Source organism: Serratia quinivorans (assembly GCF_052113645.1).
Classification (GTDB): Bacteria; Pseudomonadota; Gammaproteobacteria; order Enterobacterales; family Enterobacteriaceae; genus Serratia; species Serratia quinivorans_B.
On the sequence record NZ_JBIEIU010000001.1, the window covers coordinates 964694 to 981842 of the forward strand.

General features: G+C 56.4%; 14 protein-coding genes. 10 read left to right on the forward strand and 4 right to left on the reverse strand.

Features of this window, described 5'->3' with window-relative positions:
- The first annotated feature begins 228 nt into the window (after positions 1-228).
- The 3 genes from ACGS9J_RS04440 to sbcB all read left to right on the forward strand — a co-directional run bounded on the left by ACGS9J_RS04440 (position 229) and on the right by sbcB (position 2234).
- A complete protein-coding gene (locus ACGS9J_RS04440) occupies positions 229-438 on the forward strand; it encodes a hypothetical protein (protein WP_442229821.1) in 210 nt (69 codons plus the stop codon).
- A 76-nt stretch (positions 439-514) separates the two neighbouring features.
- A complete protein-coding gene (locus tag ACGS9J_RS04445; protein WP_442229822.1) occupies positions 515-706 on the forward strand; it encodes a DNA polymerase III subunit theta in 192 nt (63 codons plus the stop codon).
- Between the two features lie 100 nt (positions 707-806).
- Positions 807-2234: an exodeoxyribonuclease I gene (gene sbcB / locus ACGS9J_RS04450; RefSeq protein ID WP_442229823.1), complete on the forward strand. Its 1428-nt coding sequence runs from the start codon at positions 807-809 to the stop codon at positions 2232-2234.
- Positions 2235-2286: 52 nt separating this feature from the next.
- Here the strand turns inward: sbcB and ACGS9J_RS04455 are convergent, their stop codons facing one another.
- Positions 2287-3654 (reverse strand): APC family permease, encoded by a 1368-nt coding sequence (locus tag ACGS9J_RS04455; protein WP_442229824.1) that lies wholly within the window; start codon positions 3652-3654, stop codon positions 2287-2289.
- 532 nt (positions 3655-4186) lie between these two features.
- Positions 4187-5605 (reverse strand): glutamine synthetase family protein, encoded by a 1419-nt coding sequence (locus tag ACGS9J_RS04460; RefSeq protein ID WP_442229825.1) that lies wholly within the window; start codon positions 5603-5605, stop codon positions 4187-4189.
- A gap of 394 nt (positions 5606-5999) precedes the next feature.
- Here ACGS9J_RS04460 and puuR point away from each other — a divergent pair, with 394 nt between their 5' ends.
- From puuR to ACGS9J_RS04490, 6 genes are all read left to right on the forward strand, one after another.
- Positions 6000-6557: an HTH-type transcriptional regulator PuuR gene (gene puuR / locus ACGS9J_RS04465; protein WP_442229826.1), complete on the forward strand. Its 558-nt coding sequence runs from the start codon at positions 6000-6002 to the stop codon at positions 6555-6557.
- A gap of 19 nt (positions 6558-6576) precedes the next feature.
- Positions 6577-7857: an NAD(P)/FAD-dependent oxidoreductase gene (locus tag ACGS9J_RS04470; RefSeq protein WP_442229827.1), complete on the forward strand. Its 1281-nt coding sequence runs from the start codon at positions 6577-6579 to the stop codon at positions 7855-7857.
- 123 nt (positions 7858-7980) lie between these two features.
- A complete protein-coding gene (locus ACGS9J_RS04475; RefSeq protein ID WP_442229828.1) occupies positions 7981-9492 on the forward strand; it encodes a sugar ABC transporter ATP-binding protein in 1512 nt (503 codons plus the stop codon).
- Positions 9489-10484: an ABC transporter permease gene (locus ACGS9J_RS04480; protein ID WP_442229829.1), complete on the forward strand. Its 996-nt coding sequence runs from the start codon at positions 9489-9491 to the stop codon at positions 10482-10484. The genes ACGS9J_RS04475 and ACGS9J_RS04480 overlap by 4 nt, the downstream gene beginning before the upstream one ends.
- Positions 10485-10730: 246 nt before the next feature.
- Positions 10731-12725: a ligand-gated channel protein gene (locus tag ACGS9J_RS04485; protein ID WP_442229830.1), complete on the forward strand. Its 1995-nt coding sequence runs from the start codon at positions 10731-10733 to the stop codon at positions 12723-12725.
- Positions 12726-12789: 64 nt separating this feature from the next.
- Positions 12790-13737, forward strand: a complete 948-nt coding sequence (locus tag ACGS9J_RS04490; protein WP_442229831.1) for a siderophore ABC transporter substrate-binding protein — start codon at positions 12790-12792, stop codon at positions 13735-13737.
- Between the two features lie 52 nt (positions 13738-13789).
- Here the strand turns inward: ACGS9J_RS04490 and ACGS9J_RS04495 are convergent, their stop codons facing one another.
- Positions 13790-14578, reverse strand: a complete 789-nt coding sequence (locus tag ACGS9J_RS04495) for an ABC transporter ATP-binding protein (protein WP_442229832.1) — start codon at positions 14576-14578, stop codon at positions 13790-13792.
- Complete coding sequence (locus tag ACGS9J_RS04500) at positions 14575-15657, reverse strand: FecCD family ABC transporter permease (RefSeq protein WP_044552502.1); 1083 nt, start codon at positions 15655-15657, stop codon at positions 14575-14577. Before ACGS9J_RS04500 ends, ACGS9J_RS04495 begins: the two co-directional genes overlap by 4 nt.
- A gap of 353 nt (positions 15658-16010) precedes the next feature.
- Between ACGS9J_RS04500 and ACGS9J_RS04505 the strand changes: the two genes are divergently transcribed.
- Positions 16011-17108, forward strand: a complete 1098-nt coding sequence (locus tag ACGS9J_RS04505; protein WP_442229833.1) for a GGDEF domain-containing protein — start codon at positions 16011-16013, stop codon at positions 17106-17108.
- Positions 17109-17149: the final 41 nt, after the last annotated feature.

The following is a 17149-nucleotide window of genomic DNA, read 5'->3' on the forward strand; positions in this document are numbered from 1 at the left end:
CTGATTGTATGTGGGGATAATTAAACGGATATTAAATAAAACTCCGTGGCACGCACTTATCTTTTCTTAATATTATCTTAAGGAATGTTTTGAAACACCGAAGCGGCATTTGGTAACACATTAATAAGAAACCAACCATAATAAGCACGTCCGTTGACATAGCATTGATATAAACTCTGATTTAATTCCCAGGTAAATGTTATTCCCTTTTAGCATCCGGAGTTTTTTATGAGCTATAACCAAAAAGTCTGGTTGGGTATCCTGGTTCTGTGCAGCGTTTTCTGGCTGGCGGTGATTGGCAGTATTTTCTCTGCCCATCGGGCCTTCGACCATGCACAGCTGCAAAACCAGCAGGAATTCACGGCCAAATACTCTCAACATAATCAAGGGACTGTGGCCTCAGGCCCGGCCCTGCAGGCACGGGCGCACACTTCTTGATCCTCCCCCCTGAATGGGGTAGGGACAAGTATGGCTAAGGATCCTATGATGCCCTTACAATAACAGGGAGAATAATATGGGTCGAAAGCTGGATAGCTTGCCGCAAGCAGAACGTGAAAAAATTGAAACCGACTTACTCGCTCTCAGCGTTATTTATAACGAACGCTATGGCATTACCACTCCAGACGGCCCCAACGCCGAAGAACAGGTGCCCGATTACTTACGCCCCTACTTTCATCTGCGCCTGAACTACTACCGCAATGCGTAATCCCGCGCATTTCGGCGATTAACGCTAACGACTGCTTGGCATCGCACATCTCGCCGTTACAATAGAGGGATATTCCCTGCGCCACGTGAGAGAGGCGATTTTGAGCAGCAAGGCACCGGCCACATTCTACATTCACGACTACGAGACCTTCGGCAAAAGCCCCTCGATGGATCGCCCGGCGCAGTTTGCCGGTGTGCGTACCGATATGGATTTCAACATCATCGAAGAGCCGTTGGTCATCTACTGCACCCCGGCCGATGACTATTTACCCGATCCTGAAGCGGTGATGATCACCGGGATCACGCCGCAGTTGGCCCTGGCCAAAGGCGTTAACGAGGCCGAGTTTGCGCGGCAGATCCACCAGGCGTTCAGCGTGCCCGGCACCTGTATTCTGGGTTACAACAATATCCGTTTCGATGACGAAGTCAGTCGTAATATTTTCTATCGCAGCTTCTACGATCCTTATGCCTACAGTTGGCAAAACGGTAACTCGCGTTGGGATCTGCTTGATGTCATGCGCGCCTGCTATGCGCTGCGCCCGGACGGCATCGTCTGGCCAGAAAACGAAGATGGCTTCCCCAGTTTCCGTCTGGAACACCTGACACGCGCCAACGGCGTCGAACATGAGCATGCCCATGACGCCATGTCGGACGTTTACGCCACCATCGCCATGGCCAAATTGGTCAAGCAGGCGCAACCGCGACTGTTTGATTTCCTGCTGCAACACCGCAACAAACATAAGCTGAACACGCTGATCGACATCGCGGAAATGTCACCCTTGGTGCACGTTTCCGGCATGTTCGGCGCAGCGCGCGGCAACACCAGTTGGGTATCGCCGCTGGCCTGGCACCCGGACAACAAAAACGCGATCATCATGTGCGATTTGGCCGGCGATATGACGCCGCTGCTGACGCTGAGCGCCGATGAACTGCGTGAACGGCTGTATACCCGTCGGGACGATCTGGCCCCTGGACAATCGCCGGTGCCGATCAAGCTGGTGCACATCAACAAGTGCCCGATACTGGCACCGGCCAAGACCTTATTGCCGGAAAACGCCGAGCGACTGGGGATCGATCGCCAGGCTTGCCTGCAAAACTTGCAACTGCTGCGCCAGCATCCGCAGGTGCGTGAGAAAGTGGTGGCGCTGTTCGCCGAAGCCGAGCCTTTTAAAGGGTCTGATGACGTCGACGCCCGGTTGTATGACGGTTTCTTCAGCGATGCCGACAAGGCTGCGATGAAAATTATCCAGCAAACCAAGCCGCAGAACCTGCCGGCACTGGATCTGACCTTCAGCGATGGGCGCATGAAGGAGTTGCTGTTCCGTTTCCGTGCCCGCAACTATCCCAATACGCTGGATGACGCCGAGCAACGCCGCTGGTTGCAACACCGTCAGGAAGCATTAAGCGCCGAGCGAGTACAAAGCTATGTGCTGCAACTGGAGTCGTTGTATAACCTGCATGAAGGCGACAAAGAAAAGACCGCACTCTTGAAAGCGCTGTTTGAATACGGCAAAGAGTTGGTGGGGTAACAAAAACAACAAAGGGCGCCAGGCGCCCTTTTTAATGCTTACCGTTTAAGGCTTACGCTACGTCTTCGCTAGCCTGTGGTACCGGCAGACGGAAGCTGCGGGTCACGAAGGCCAGGTAAATCAGACCAATCGCCGCCCATACCAGACCCAGCGTCATTGAGCTGGCTTCCAGATTGATCCACAGTGCGCCAACAGTTAGCGCCCCTAATACCGGCAGGATCAGGTAGTTAAAGGTATCTTTAACGGTACGGTTCAGCTTGTCGCGGATATAGAACTGCGAGATCACTGACAGGTTCACGAAGGTGAACGCCACCAGTGCACCGAAGTTAATCAACGCCGTCGCCGTGACCAGATCAAAGGATACCGCAGACAGCGCAATCACGCCGACCAACAGCACGTTCAACGCTGGAGTGCGCCATTTTGGGTGCACATAACCGAAGAAACGCTCCGGGAATACGCCGTCACGGCCCATCACGTACATCAGGCGCGAAACACCGGCATGCGACGCCATGCCTGAAGCCAGCACGGTCACGCAAGAGAACACCAGGATCACCGACTGGAAGAACTTACCGGCCACGTACAGCATGATTTCCGGCTGGGACGCGTCAGGCTCTTTAAAGCGTGAAATGTCCGGGAAGTACAACTGCACGAAGTAGGACACCACGATAAAGATGATGCCGCCGATCAACGCCGTCAGGAAGATGGCTTTCGGGATCACTTTTTCCGCGTCTTTGGTTTCTTCAGACAGTGAGCTGATACCGTCAAAACCCAGGAACGAGAAGCACAAGATGGTCGCGCCGGTGATCATCGGCACCACGTGCGCATTCTCAGACCAGAACGGACGGCTACTGATCAGCGTACCGGCACCTTCGCCATGCGAAATGCCATTCACCACCAGGAACAGGAACACGATCATGATCGCCACCTGCACCACCACGATAATGGAGTTCAGGTTCGCAACCAGCTTGATGCCACGCAGGTTGAAAATCGTCATCAGCGCGACCAGCGCCGCTACGAAGATCCACGAAGGCACGCCCGGGAAGATGGCTTCCAGGTAAATTTTAGCCAACAGAATGTTGATCATCGGCATGAACAGGTAGTCCAGCAGTGATGACCAACCCACCATAAAGCCGACGTGCGGGCTGATGGCCTTCTGGGCATAGGTATAGGCAGAACCGGCGGACGGGAATTTCCGCACCAGCTTGCCGTAGCTCAATGCGGTAAACAGCACCGCCAGCAAAGCAAAGGCGTACGCCGTCGCGACGTGACCATCGGTCAGGCCGGATACGATGCCAAAGGTATCGAAGATGGTCATTGGCTGCAGATAAGCCAGGCCCATCATCACTACCGGAACTAAAGTCAGGGTTTTACGCAGCTGTGCGCGTTGAGCCGGAGCGGCGTTGATGATGTTATCGGACATGACGCAGCCCCCCCTTACCTTCGGCCTTGCGGAGTGTAGACACGCCAAGACTTAAGGTTGCGGGGAAACTTCGCAACTTGCGACTGAATTCAAAAAGAAGGGGATTGGAAGCTGGATAACGAGTCAAGGCGGCCTTGGCTGCTCCATAATCGCTGCGACCGCAGCGGAAACCGGCGGGCACCGGTGCTAAAGTGAAAAATTGCCCCATCTTTCTTATCCTCATGAGTCACGACCATAAAGTTTTGTTTGATCGCGCACGAAACTATTTATCTATCCGGATCGGTGTCCGGCCTCGCTTGGTGTATGAAACGCACAGTTTGTAAAACATAAATGCAAAAAAAATAACCGACGCGTTAAAACGTCGGCTATCTGCATTAGGGATATTTTGCACCAAAAACCCTCCTGATGACAAGATCAGGAAGGCCGGTTAAACAAATTCTTTTCGCGATCGTTCGGAAAATCCCCCTTACGGGTGAATTAATCCGCTATCTTTCGATCGCACATCAAATCATAGGGCACATTTTACGCCGCTTCAGGCATTTTTCAACATCCAATCAATCTCGGTTTCGGTCACCAGCCGCTCAAATTGCATCAGTTCATCCATCTTGCAGGCGTGGTAAACATGCGCAAAACGTTCGCCCAGATACTGCGTCAGCGCTTGCTGATGCTCAAACTCATACAGCGCGTCGCTTTGGCGGATCGGGAACGGCAGCCCTTCCTGTTCAAGCCCGTTACCGGTCACCGGCTCGGGCAGCGGCAGGTCGTTGTCCAGCCCGTAAAGAATGCCTGACAGGATCGCCGCCACCACCAGGTAAGGATTGGCATCGGCACCCGCCACGCGGTATTCCACCCGATGGTTCTCCGGCTCACTGCAGGGTATGCGCAGCGCAACGGTCCGGTTGTTGTGCCCCCAGGAAGCCTGAGTAGGCACATACATGCCCGGTTGGAAACGACGAAAGGCATTCACATTGGGGGCCAATAACGCCATTGAAGCCGGCATCAGGGCTATCATCCCAGCCAGCGCACGGTGCAACAGCGCAGAGTCTTCGCCGTCCGGCTGCGCGAACAGATTATTGCCGCTGCCGTTCAACATGCTGATATGTACGTGCATGCCGCTGCCGGTATATTCCTCATAGGGTTTTGCCATAAAGGTGGCGTGGAGATGATGGTTTTCCGCCACCAACCGCACCAGCCGTTTTAACGACAATGCGTGATCGCAGGCCAGCAGCACGTTGTCGGTATGCTTAAGATTCACCTCGAACTGACCGGGTGACGCCTCCGCCACCGCGCCGTCCGCCGGCAGGCCCTGCATCTGCGCCAGGGTGTCGATGTCGTTTAGCACCTCGGCGAAATGATTCAGATTGTCCAGCGAGTAAACCTGGCTCTGCATGTTGCGCTCCTGGGTACCGGGCGCACAAGGAGGTTGCAAATACCCCTCAGAGTCTCGCTGTCGATCAATGAGATAGAACTCCAACTCTACCGCTACCACCGGGAACATGCCGCGCTGGCGCAATGCCTGCCAAACTCGATTCAGGACATTACGGGGTTCAACGTCAAAGGGAGTACCATCTTCATCCAGCATGGTCAGCAACACCTGACCGATATTGTCCGGGTCCGCCGCCGACGGTGTCAGCGTGCCGGCCACCGGCATACAAACGCGGTCCGGCTCACCCAGTTCCTGACCCAGGCCCGCCTCTTCCACCACGTTGCCCAAAATATCCATAGCGAATACCGAGGCGGGGAAGTAACAGCCTTTTTCCAATTTTTTCAGTCCGGAGACGGGAATTCGTTTACCGCGGAAGGAACCATTCAGGTCAGTGAGAAGGATATCGATATACTGCGTTGAGGGATGGCGTTCCAAATAGTGAGCAACTTCACGTTGGAACGCGCTACTTCGCCTCTCTTCATTATGCTGTGCAAAATTTTCAACTGCTGCGATATTGGTTTGCATACATCACCCGCCATTATGCTCTGAGAACGCCGTTGCGTCCGCCTGCCGATAGGTTCAACACATGGTCTGATTTCTCTGTAGACTGCGCCACAACTGGCGCTCAAAATAACATCCATAATATGAAACATAGCCTTAACACAAATGGTTTGCAAATGTTACAATCCTGTTTGATTATTCGCCACCGACTGCTAAATTGATAAAATATTGACCGAAAAGGTGTTAGCTGCCTTTTTATGTGCAGAATTTCGTCCGTCATAACGGGGGGAGTCATGGGCAATATATTTTCCAATTCCGTCACAACTACCGATATCATGCTGTGCCGATATCACTCAGGCAGGCACCTGACACCGATATTCATTTCTGCCTGTCGTCCCTACCAGAAGGAAGTACCGCTATGAGCGAAGTCAGCTTGGCGCCGGGTAAGCGCCTGTCACAGATCCGTCTGCAATTGGGTTTGTCGCAGCGCCGGGTCGCCGAACTGTCCGGGTTAACCCACAGCGCAATCAGCACCATCGAACAGGACAAGGTCAGTCCGGCTATCAGTACGCTGCAAAAGCTGCTGAAAGTGTATGGGTTGTCGCTGTCGGCCTTCTTTGCCGAACCTGAAGCCGCCAATGAGCCTAAAGTGGTCATAGAGGCCGAGGATCTGATCGAGATTGGCAGCCAGGGTGTATCGATGAAGTTGGTGCACAACGGCAATCCAACGCGCAATCTGGCGATGATGCTGGAAACCTATCAGCCCGGTACTACCACCGGCGAAAAGATAAAGCACCAGGGCGAGGAGATCGGCACCCTGCTGGAAGGCGAGATCATGCTGACGATCAACGGCCAGACCTACTGCCTGACCGCCGGCCAGAGCTATGCCATCAACACCGGCATCCCCCACAGTTTCAGCAATACTTCGGCGCGCGTCTGTCGCATCGTCAGCGCACATACCCCGACCACCTTCTGACCTTTTAGGCGGAGGTCCCATGACGGAACACGTTGCCGGCTATTATGCCGCTACCGCCAATGCATTCGCGCCCTACCCGGCGCTGAACGACAATATCCGCTGCGACGTCTGCATTATTGGCGGCGGCTTCACCGGCCTGTCGTCGGCGTTGCATCTGGTCGAAGCCGGTTTTGACGTGGTGGTGCTGGAAGCCGCCCGCATCGGCTGGGGCGCCAGCGGCCGTAACGGGGGTCAGGTGGTCAACTCCTACAGTCGCGATATCGATGTCATTGAAGCGCGTTATGGCACAGATACCGCCGCCATGCTCGGCAGCATGATGTTCGAAGGTGCGGAGATTATCCGCCAGCGTATCGATCAATACGCCATCGCCTGCGACTACCGGCCCGGCGGCATCTTCGCCGCACTGAACCCTAAACAAAGCCATGCGCTGCAGCAACAGCAGATCCGTTGGCGGCGCTACGGCAATGATCAATTGGAATGGCTGGATCAACAGGCCATCCGCCGGGAGATTGCCAGCGAACGTTACGTGGGCGGGTTGCTGGATCGCAGCGGTGGCCATCTGCACCCGCTCAATCTGGCGCTTGGCGAAGCCGATGCGGTACGTCGTCACGGCGGGCGGCTGTTCGAACAATCACCGGCCACCCACATTGATTACACGGAACCGGCGAAGGTGCACACCGCGCAAGGCTCGGTCAGCGCCAACTTTGTGATTATTGCCGGCAACGCCTATCTCGGCGATCGGCTGGAACCCCGGCTCAGCCGGCTAAGCATGCCGTGCGGATCACAAATCCTCGCCACCGAGCCGTTGTCCAAAGACATCGCGCTGTCGCTGCTGCCCAATAATTTCTGCGTCGAAGACTGCAACTACCTGCTGGACTACTTTCGCCTGACCGCCGACCACCGTCTGCTGTATGGCGGCGGCGTGGTATACGGCGCCCGCGATCCCGCCGATATCGATCCGCTGATCCTGCCCAAACTGTTGAAAACCTTCCCGCAGTTGAAGCAGGTGCGGATTGATTACCGCTGGAGCGGCAATTTCCTGCTGACGCTGTCACGTATGCCGCAGTTCGGCCGTCTGGAAAACAATGTCTATTACATGCAGGGCGACAGCGGCCACGGTGTGACCTGCACCCATTTGGCGGGCAAGCTGATTGCCGAAGTGCTGCGCGGCGATGCTGAACGTTTTGACGCCTTCGCCCAACTGCCGCACCTGCCTTTCTTCGGCGGACGCCGGCTCCGCGTGCCTTTCACCGCCCTGGGTGCGGCCTATTATGCGCTGCGTGACCGCCTGGGGTTCTAGCGCCGGTCCGCCAGGAATTTTTTCATCTCAGTTATGCCATTTAGTTTGTTGCGAAAATCACAATCTGTGTTACAAAAGACTTACTTTAGCCATCTAAACACCTAAACGTCTTTAAATTACACTATGCCAACCCCTACGCCCTCACGCCTCGAGATGCGCAATATCTCGATCGCCTTTGCCGGATTCAATGCGCTGCAAAACGTCGACTTCACCCTGCTGGGTGGTTCGACACACGCCCTGGTCGGCGCTAACGGCGCGGGCAAATCCACGTTGATGGCGATCCTTTCCGGCGCACACGACCATTATCGCGGCGAGATTTTTATCGACGGCCAACAAGTGGATATTCATTCACCGCTGCAGGCCCGGCAACACGGCATCCACGTGGTGCAGCAAGAAGTGGATGTGGCGCTGATCCCCACGCTGTCGGTGGCGGAAAACATCATGCTCGATGGGTTGAACGAACCGGGCCATCTGCTTAACTGGGCGCAACTGTATCGCCAGGCAGCCCAGTTACTGGCCCAGCTGGATTTAACCATTAACCTGCGCCAGCGGTTGGCGGACTGCACTCTGGCGGAAAAACAGCAGGTGCTGCTGGCCCGTGCACTGTCCCACCGTTGTCGCTTTCTGGTGCTCGATGAACCCACTGCCCCGCTCGATCGCGCTGAAAGTGAACGCCTGTTTCGCGTGGTGCGCCGTCTTAAGTCCGAAGGCATCGGCGTGGTGTTTATTTCCCACCGTATTCATGAACTGAGTGAAATTTGCGACCGCCTGACGGTGCTGCGCGATGGCCGCCACGTCAGCGAGGATGCCATGCAAGGGCTGGACGGCGAGCAGATCGTCGAAAAAATGCTCGGCCACCGGCTGGACGACATTTTCCCGCCTCCGCGCCCCGCGCACGGTTCTCGCCCGCTGCTGCGGGTAGAAGGTCTGCACGACCGTCATAAGCTGCGTGACGTCAGCCTGCAACTGCATCAGGGGGAAATTCTCGGCATCGCCGGGCTGGCCGGTGCGGGGAAAACCGAACTGTGCAAAGCGCTGTTTGGCGCCTCACCGGCCCGGATCGAACGGGGTGAATTGCTGGGCAAACCCTGGGCCCCCCGCGCCCCGCATCTTAGCGTTGAACAGGGGCTGGCGCTGGTGCCGGAAGAACGGCGCAAAGAAGGCATTTTTATCGACGAAGCCATTCCGATGAACCTGAGCGCCAGCGCCGACGACAGCTTTTCCCGCTGGAGCCTGTTCAGTCGCCGGCAGGAGCTACGCTGGGCGCGGGATATTATGCAGCGCCTGAATATTCGCGCCTCCGGCCCGCAGCAAAAGCTGGCACGGCTTTCCGGCGGCAACCAGCAAAAGGTGGCCATCGGCAAATGGCTGCGCGGCAATGCCAAGGTGCTGATTTTCGATGAGCCGACCAAGGGCGTGGATATCAAGGCCAAGCAAGAACTGTTCACCCTGATCGACGGTCTGGCGCGCGACGGCAAAGGCATCATCTATGCCTCCGGCGAGTTCTCCGAGCTGGTCGGCCTGTGCGATCGCATCTGCGTACTGTGGGATGGCCGGGTGGTGGCGGAACTGAACGCCGCCGATATTGATGAAGAAACCCTATTATTGTATTCCACCGGAGGAACCCCAGCGTGAGTAAAGAATTATCCCTGCAGAATGCGCAACCCTGGCGCCATCAGCTGTTTGAGTTTCTCTACAAATGGGGGATGTTACTCACCGTTGTCGCGCTGATCGCCCTGTTCGGGATCGCGTCGGACAACTTCCTCGATCCGAACAACATCATTAACATTTTGCGTTCAATCGCCATCGTCACGGTGATCGCCATCGGGGTATCGATATCGCTGTCGGTGGGCGGTTTCGATCTGTCCGTCGGCTCCACCGCCTCACTGGCTAACGCCCTGGTGGTTTCGCTGTTCGTCTGGTACGGCTTTGGCACCACCGGCGCTATCGTGCTGACCTTGCTGATTTGTACGCTGGTCGGCCTGTTCAACGCCTTCCTGATCGTGGTGCTGAAAATTCCCGATATGCTGGCGACGCTGGCCAGCCTGTTCGTGATCCAGGGCGTGGCGATGACCTACAGCTACGGCGGATCAATCACCCAGAATATGCTGCTGCCGAACGGCGACATGGCGGAAGGGCTGATCCCGGACATCTTCTCCTCACTGGGCCAGGTACCGGTGATAGTGCTGATCATGCTGGCGGTCACTGTCGTGGTGCAACTTTTCCTGTCGCTGACCAAACACGGCCGCCGTATGTACGCCATTGGCGGTAACCCGGAAGCGGCGCGTTTGTCAGGCATTCGTACCGTACGTTACAGGGTTGCCGCCTATGTCATTTCTGCCCTGCTGGCCTCGCTTGGTGGCATATTGCTGGCGTCACGTATTGGCTCTTCGCAGGTCAACGCCGGCGGCGGTTATCTGATGGATGCGGTTGCCGCCGCTTACATTGGCTTCTCGCTGGCCGGCTCCGGTAAACCCAATGCGCTCGGCACGTTGGTGGGCGCCGTGATCCTCGGTGTGTTGCAAAACGGTCTGGTGATGCTTTCCGTTCCCTACTACGCCATGGACATTATCAAAGGTCTGGTGCTGGCCCTGGCGCTGGCGATCACCTACATCCAGAAACGCTAACCCCCTCTCTCGGCGCAGATCCTGCTGCGCCGTTTTTCCCTTGTATTCATGCGGTTAATGATTCCCTTTTATTTAAATACATACAAATGATACGAATTATCATTTGCGTTTACATTTTGTCGAAAATCCTTACAATAGCCTGACGAAACGAAGACCCCCGCAACGATGGGGCCTGTTTCTGCTTATTATTCAAACCGTTAAAGCGACACTTTGTCGATTTACATCAGACCAGGAAAGGTTTGCCTCATGGAAAAGCCACGTTATAACAAATTAACCGCATTGATCATTGCTACATTGACCAGCGCAGGCGCCGTCGCTGCGCAACCAGACGCTCAGGACACCATGGTGGTAACCGCTTCCGGTTTCCAGCAGAAAATCCAGGACTCCCCTGCGTCTATTTCTGTGATCCCACGTCAACAAATTGAAGACAAAGCCTACCGTGACATTACCGATGCGTTGAAAGACGTGCCGGGCGTGGTGGTTACCGGCGGTGCCAGCAACAGCGATATCAGCATCCGCGGCATGTCCTCCAAATACACCCTGATCCTGGTCGACGGTAAACGCGTCGATACCCGCGGCACCCGCCCTAACAGTGACAACTCAGGCATTGAACAAGGCTGGCTGCCACCGCTGGAAGCCATTGAACGCATCGAAGTGGTGCGCGGCCCGATGTCTTCGCTGTACGGCTCCGACGCCATGGGCGGCGTGATCAACGTCATCACCCGCAAAACCTCCACCACCCAGGCGTGGAAAGGCTCACTGCACGGCGACGCTACCTTCCAGGAAAACCGCAATTCCGGCGATATTTTCCAGACCAACGCCTACGCTTCCGGCCCGCTGATTGAAGGCCTGCTGGGCCTGCGGGTCAATGGCCTGCTGTCACACCGCGCCGAAGACCAAATCCTCAACGGCTTCAACGAGCAGCGCATGCGCAGCGGCACCGCGGTATTCAGCCTGACGCCAAACGAACAGAACGATTTCGATTTCGAAATTGGCCGCTCTTTGCAGGATCGCAACAGTACGCCGGGCAAATCCATGGCGACCGAAAACTGCCGCAATAAAAAGTGCACGCCTAACAGCGCCAGCGACAGCCTCTACACCCGCACCAACTACGCGGTAACCCACAACGGTTATTACGACTTCGGCAATACCACCAGTTACATTCAGCGCGAAGAGACCAACAACCCGGGCCGCGACATGAAGATGTACAACACCATTTTCAATACGCAAACCCAGTTTGACCTCGGCAGCCATATGCTGAACCTGGGTGGCCAGTACCGTTACGAGAAATTGAGTGACGGCGGCAACCAGATGCAAGGGGCGGATAAGCTGAGCCAATTGACACGCTGGAGTTGGGCGCTGTTTGCCGAAGACGAATGGGCGATGACCAACGACTTTAGCCTGACCAGCGGCATTCGTATGGATCAGGACCAAAACTACGGCAACCACTGGACGCCGCGCATGTACGGCGTTTGGCACCTGACCGAACAATTTACGCTGAAAGGCGGTGTTTCCGCCGGTTATCGCTCACCGGATCTGCGTCAATCTTCCGCCGGATGGGGGCAAATCACCGGCGGTGGCCGCACTTCAATCATCATCGGTAACCCGGATCTGAAGCCAGAGAAGAGCCTGAGCGAAGAGATCGGCGTGATGTGGGATAACCAGCAAGGTCTGAACGCCGGCGTCACCCTGTTTAACACCGACTTCAAAGATAAAATCACCGAAGTGCGCCGCTGTGACAGCGGCGATGGCGACGCGCAATGCATGATCGGCAACACGCCGTATTACTTTATCAGCGACCGCACCAACGTCGATAAAGCCAACATGCGCGGCGTGGAAGCTACATTTGGCTGGGAAATCACCAAAGACTGGCAGTTGACCACCAACTATACCTACACCACCTCCGAACAGAAGAGCGGGGATTTCCAGGGCAAGCCGCTGAACCAAATGCCGAAGCATATGGTTAACAGCGTATTGGACTGGCAGGCCACTCACGACGTCAGCCTGTGGTCGCGCGTTAACTTCCGCAGCAAGACTTCGGACTACATGAGCCGTGCAGACATGGCCAAGAGCACCCCGTCCTACACCTTTGTTGACGCCGGTCTCAGCTACCAGGCGAATAAAAACCTGATGGTGACCGGTGGGGTTTACAACCTGCTCGATAAAACCGTCGACTACGACAATTACAACACCGTGCTGGATGGCCGCCGTTACACCCTCGGCATGACCTACAACTTCTGATGCCAGTTTGGGCGCGCACTTCAAAATGCGCGCCCTTTTATTTCTCTTACCTGAGGAAATCTCAATGACATTACGCCGCTCCCCTATGGTTATCACCCTGCTGGCCTGCATGGCGCTGGCCGGCTGTAACGGAAAGACCCGCGCACCGGCTGCGGATGCCCCTGCAACCGTCAGTTTTCAACATCTGAACGGCACCACCGAAGTGAAAAAGCACCCGCAACGCGTGGTGGTGCTGGATTATGCTTCGCTGGAAACGCTGCAACTGCTGGGCGTTGATCCCTTGGCGCTGCCGGGCAACCGCAGCATGCTGCCGGACAGCCTGAAACAGTATCAGGATGCCAAATACCTCAACGCCGGTACCCTGTTTGAACCAGACATGGCCACGCTGCGCGCAGCCAAACCGGATCTGATCCTGATCGCCGGCCGCTCTTCCAAGGCCTATGCCGAACTCAGTGGCATCGCGCCGACGCTGAATATGGCTATCGATCCGCAAGATCAGTTGGGCGGCCTGAAACAACGCACCCTGCAACTGGGTGAGCTGTTCGATAAGCAGCAACAAGCCCAAGCGGCCGTCGACAAACTGGATGCGGAGATTGCGGCGATCAAGCCGCAGGTCGCTAAAGCCGGACGGGGCTTGGTGGTGCTGTTCTCCGGCGGGAAAATCAGCGCTTACGCGCCGAAGAGCCGTTTCAGCTTTACCTATGACGCCCTCGGGTTCCAGTCTGCGCTGCAGAGCGACAACGCCGATGTCCGCGGCAACAAACTGTCGCCCGAGCAGGTGGCTCAGTTGAACCCGGATTGGCTGTTTATCATCGATCGCGATGCGGCAACCGGTCGCCCGAACGCGGTTGCACCGCAGAAGATCCTCACCACCACGGCGCTGAAAAACACCGTAGCGGTCAAGAAAGGTCAGGTGGTTTATCTGCCGGCGGCTGAGGTCTATCTGTCCGGCGGTATCATCACCAGCCAGCATATCGTCGAACGCGTCGCCGAGGCGCTGAACAAGCGGTAATAAAAAGCCCGGCATTGTGAAATGCCGGGCTTTTTTAGGTATCAGTCGGGGATCAAATCGACGGCTGGTTAACCAACCCGTCGATCAACACCTGCGGGGTTCCCTGCGAGCAACGCTCAATGCGCCCACGAACGCCATAAACCCGTGCCAGACTTTGCGGGGTGATCACCTCTTCCGGTGCGCCGTCGGCGATCAATTCGCCATCCTGCAGCATCAGCACGTGGTCGCCGTGACGCAAAGCGATATTGATGTCATGCACCACCACCACGGTGATGATATTGCGTTTACGCGTCTCTTTGCGCACCAAATCCATAACGTGGAACTGGTAGTTGAGATCCAGCGCGCTCAACGGTTCGTCCAGCAACAGCAGCGAAGGCTGGCGGATCAGCGACTGCGCCAAGCCCACCAACTGCTTCTGACCACCGGAGAGCTGATCGAGATAGCTCAACGCCAGATGGGCAATACCAAGCTGTTCCAGCAGCGCCATCACCTCCGCCTCACTGCCGGCATTGCTGCGACCGCCCGAGGCACGTTGCGCCACGATGATCGACTCCAGCACGTGCAAATGCACCCCGGCAGGCAATGACTGCGGCAGATACACCACTTTCTCCGCGCGGCGGGCAAATGGCATCTGCATCAGATCGGTATCGTCCAGCCACAGTTGGCCCTGTGCCGGGTTCAAGCCGGCCAGTGAACGCAGCAACGTCGACTTGCCGCTGCCGTTCGGCCCCAGCAACACGGTGATTTGCCCGCGCGGTAACATGGGGACCGCCAGATTGCTGATAACCTGACGCTTGGGATAACCGGCGGAAAAACCTTCAATGCGCAATCCCTGATTCATACATTCCCCCGGTGACGCAGAATAATGCTCAGGAAGAACGGCACGCCCACCAACGAGGTCACGATGCCCACCGGAATGATAATGCCCGGGATCAGGTTTTTCGACGCCACGGAAGCCATCGACAGCACCAGCGCGCCAATCAGCGCACTGGCCGGCAAATAGAAACGGTGATCTTCACCGAAAATCATACGTGCGATGTGCGGCGCCACCAGGCCGATAAAGCCGATAGGCCCGACAAAGGCCACCGCCAGGGCGGAAAGAATGCTGATGCGCAGCAAGGTCGTCAGGCGCAGACGGCGCACGTCGATACCGAAGCTCACCGCCCGATCTTCCCCCAGACGCAGCGCGGTCAACTTCCACGAGCTCATCATCGACAACGGCAGCAGCACGGCGAATACGCCGAGCAGGATGCCCAGTTTGTCCCACGAAGCACGCGCCAGGCTGCCCATGGTCCAGAACACCAGCCCCTGCAGCGTGTCTTCGCTGGCGATAAACTGCATCATCGAGACCAGCGCGTTAAAGGTGAACACCAGCGCAATGCCGAACAGCACCACCCCGGAAGTGGCAACCCGTGTCCAACGCGTAATGCCGTCCAGCATCAATGCGGCGAACAGGGCGAAAATAAAGGCGTTGGCGGAAATGAACCACTGATCGGGAATGCCCGGTACGCCAATCCCCAGCACGATAGCCAGCGCCGCGCCGAAAGCCGCGGCAGAAGACACGCCGAGGGTAAAGGGGCTGGCGAGCGGGTTATTCAGGATGGTCTGCATTTCTGCACCGGCCAGGCCAAGGGCAAAGCCCACCACCACGGCCATCAAGGCATAAGGCAAGCGGATATCCCAGACGATGACCCGCGTTCCGGCGTCGGCCGCCGCAGGATCAATCAGCGTTTGCCACAGGGAGGACAACGAAAGCCCGGAGGGGCCCATGGTAAAATCCAGCAGCAGCGAACCCATAATCGCCAGTGCCAACACCCCCATCATCAATAAACGGTGGCGGAGAATATGGTGATAACGCCCCATGGCGTTGACGTCGGGTTTCCCCTTGGCGTCAGGCATAGGATCGGTGGATACGCTCATTATTTCGGATACCTGTTACGACGATGACCACAGCGGCAGGAAAACGGCCGTCTGAACGGGATAAGCAGCCGCTAACAATAAAGCAAACGATAATACTTATCAATCATATCAATAGTTATTATCTGTCATGTAAATATGTAACACTTTATTTTATAACGTTATTCGTCAAGCCCTTCCACAAACTGTTCCCTGATGCTCAGGGTTAACAATTCCGAAAATATCTCCCCGCCCCGCTCCGCTGTGACAAATAGCAATAAAACCACATAGAATCCGAATCCTGACCGGTAACTGGCGCCCCGCGCCGGGCCGGATATTTAGGGCCTGTTGGCTGGGCCCTTATTAAAGAGGCTGTAATGAGAAGTCGAACACCCGCGTTAACGCCTAAAAAACCCGCACTGCTGCACTGGCTGGTACAAAGCCCAGGGCTGGCTGATGACGCTCAATTACAACGCCAGATGCGGCTTACGTTGGTGCCTTCTCCCGCGACTCCCTGGATGAATGCCGCTGCGGTGGCGCTGCTGCTGCTGGCCTATATCTGGCTGAGCCATCGGGCCATTGGCGCCGGTCTGCTGATGCTGCTGGTGTTGCTGACCGGCGGGCGTTGGTGGCTGGCACGCGTCAATCCGCCCCGTTGGCCGAATGCCATGCTGGTAACGGTACTGCTGTGGTGTGCTCTGGTGGGGGCAGGCGCCCTGATGGCCATGCTTTCAGGTCGCATGGTGCTTATTCTGTTCGCCGGAATGTTGATTACCGGCCTGGCCTTCTGGCTGATGCAGCGTCACGCCGCGGCACCGCGTTTTGCCATGCTGGAAATCATGCTGTTGACGCTGCCTTATTTACTGGCTGCGCCGCTGTCGCGCGTGCAAAACCTGTTTTTACTGGCGGATATCATCCCGCTGTGGCTGCTGTTGGCCCATGGGCTGATCGCGTTTTACCACCGTCAGGTCGCTCGACACGTCACCCTGAGCGCAGAAAAACAGCAAGCCGCCCATCAGGATCATTTGACCGGTTTCCTCAACCGAGCGGGAGGTGAAGCGGTAATGCAGGATATTTGCCGCCCATCGGCGACGATACATCCGCTTTCCCATCTGTTTATTTTCGAATTCACCCCGCTGGCGGCGCTGTATCAGAGCCACGGCGTGCTGATCGGCGATGACGTGTTACGCACCATCGGCGAGCGCCTGAAAATGTTGGTTCGCCCCAGCGATTTTGTCTGTCGCTATAGCGGGGGCCAGTTTCTGATCCTGGTGCACGGCCTGCCTTACGGCTCGGAAGGCGAATTTTTGGCACGTATCGTTCCGGCGCTGGAAGCCCCCTGCGATTTTGGTGCTTTCGGTGAGATATCGCTGCAGCTCAACACCGGCGCACTGGCATTAACGCAGGATTATCCGTCGGTTGACAGTCTGATGGCCGCGGCGCAACAAGCGCTGGCGGTAAAAGGGAAGGAATAAGAAGTCAGGGGAAAGAATAACGCGGCGGGCTCCCGCCGCGT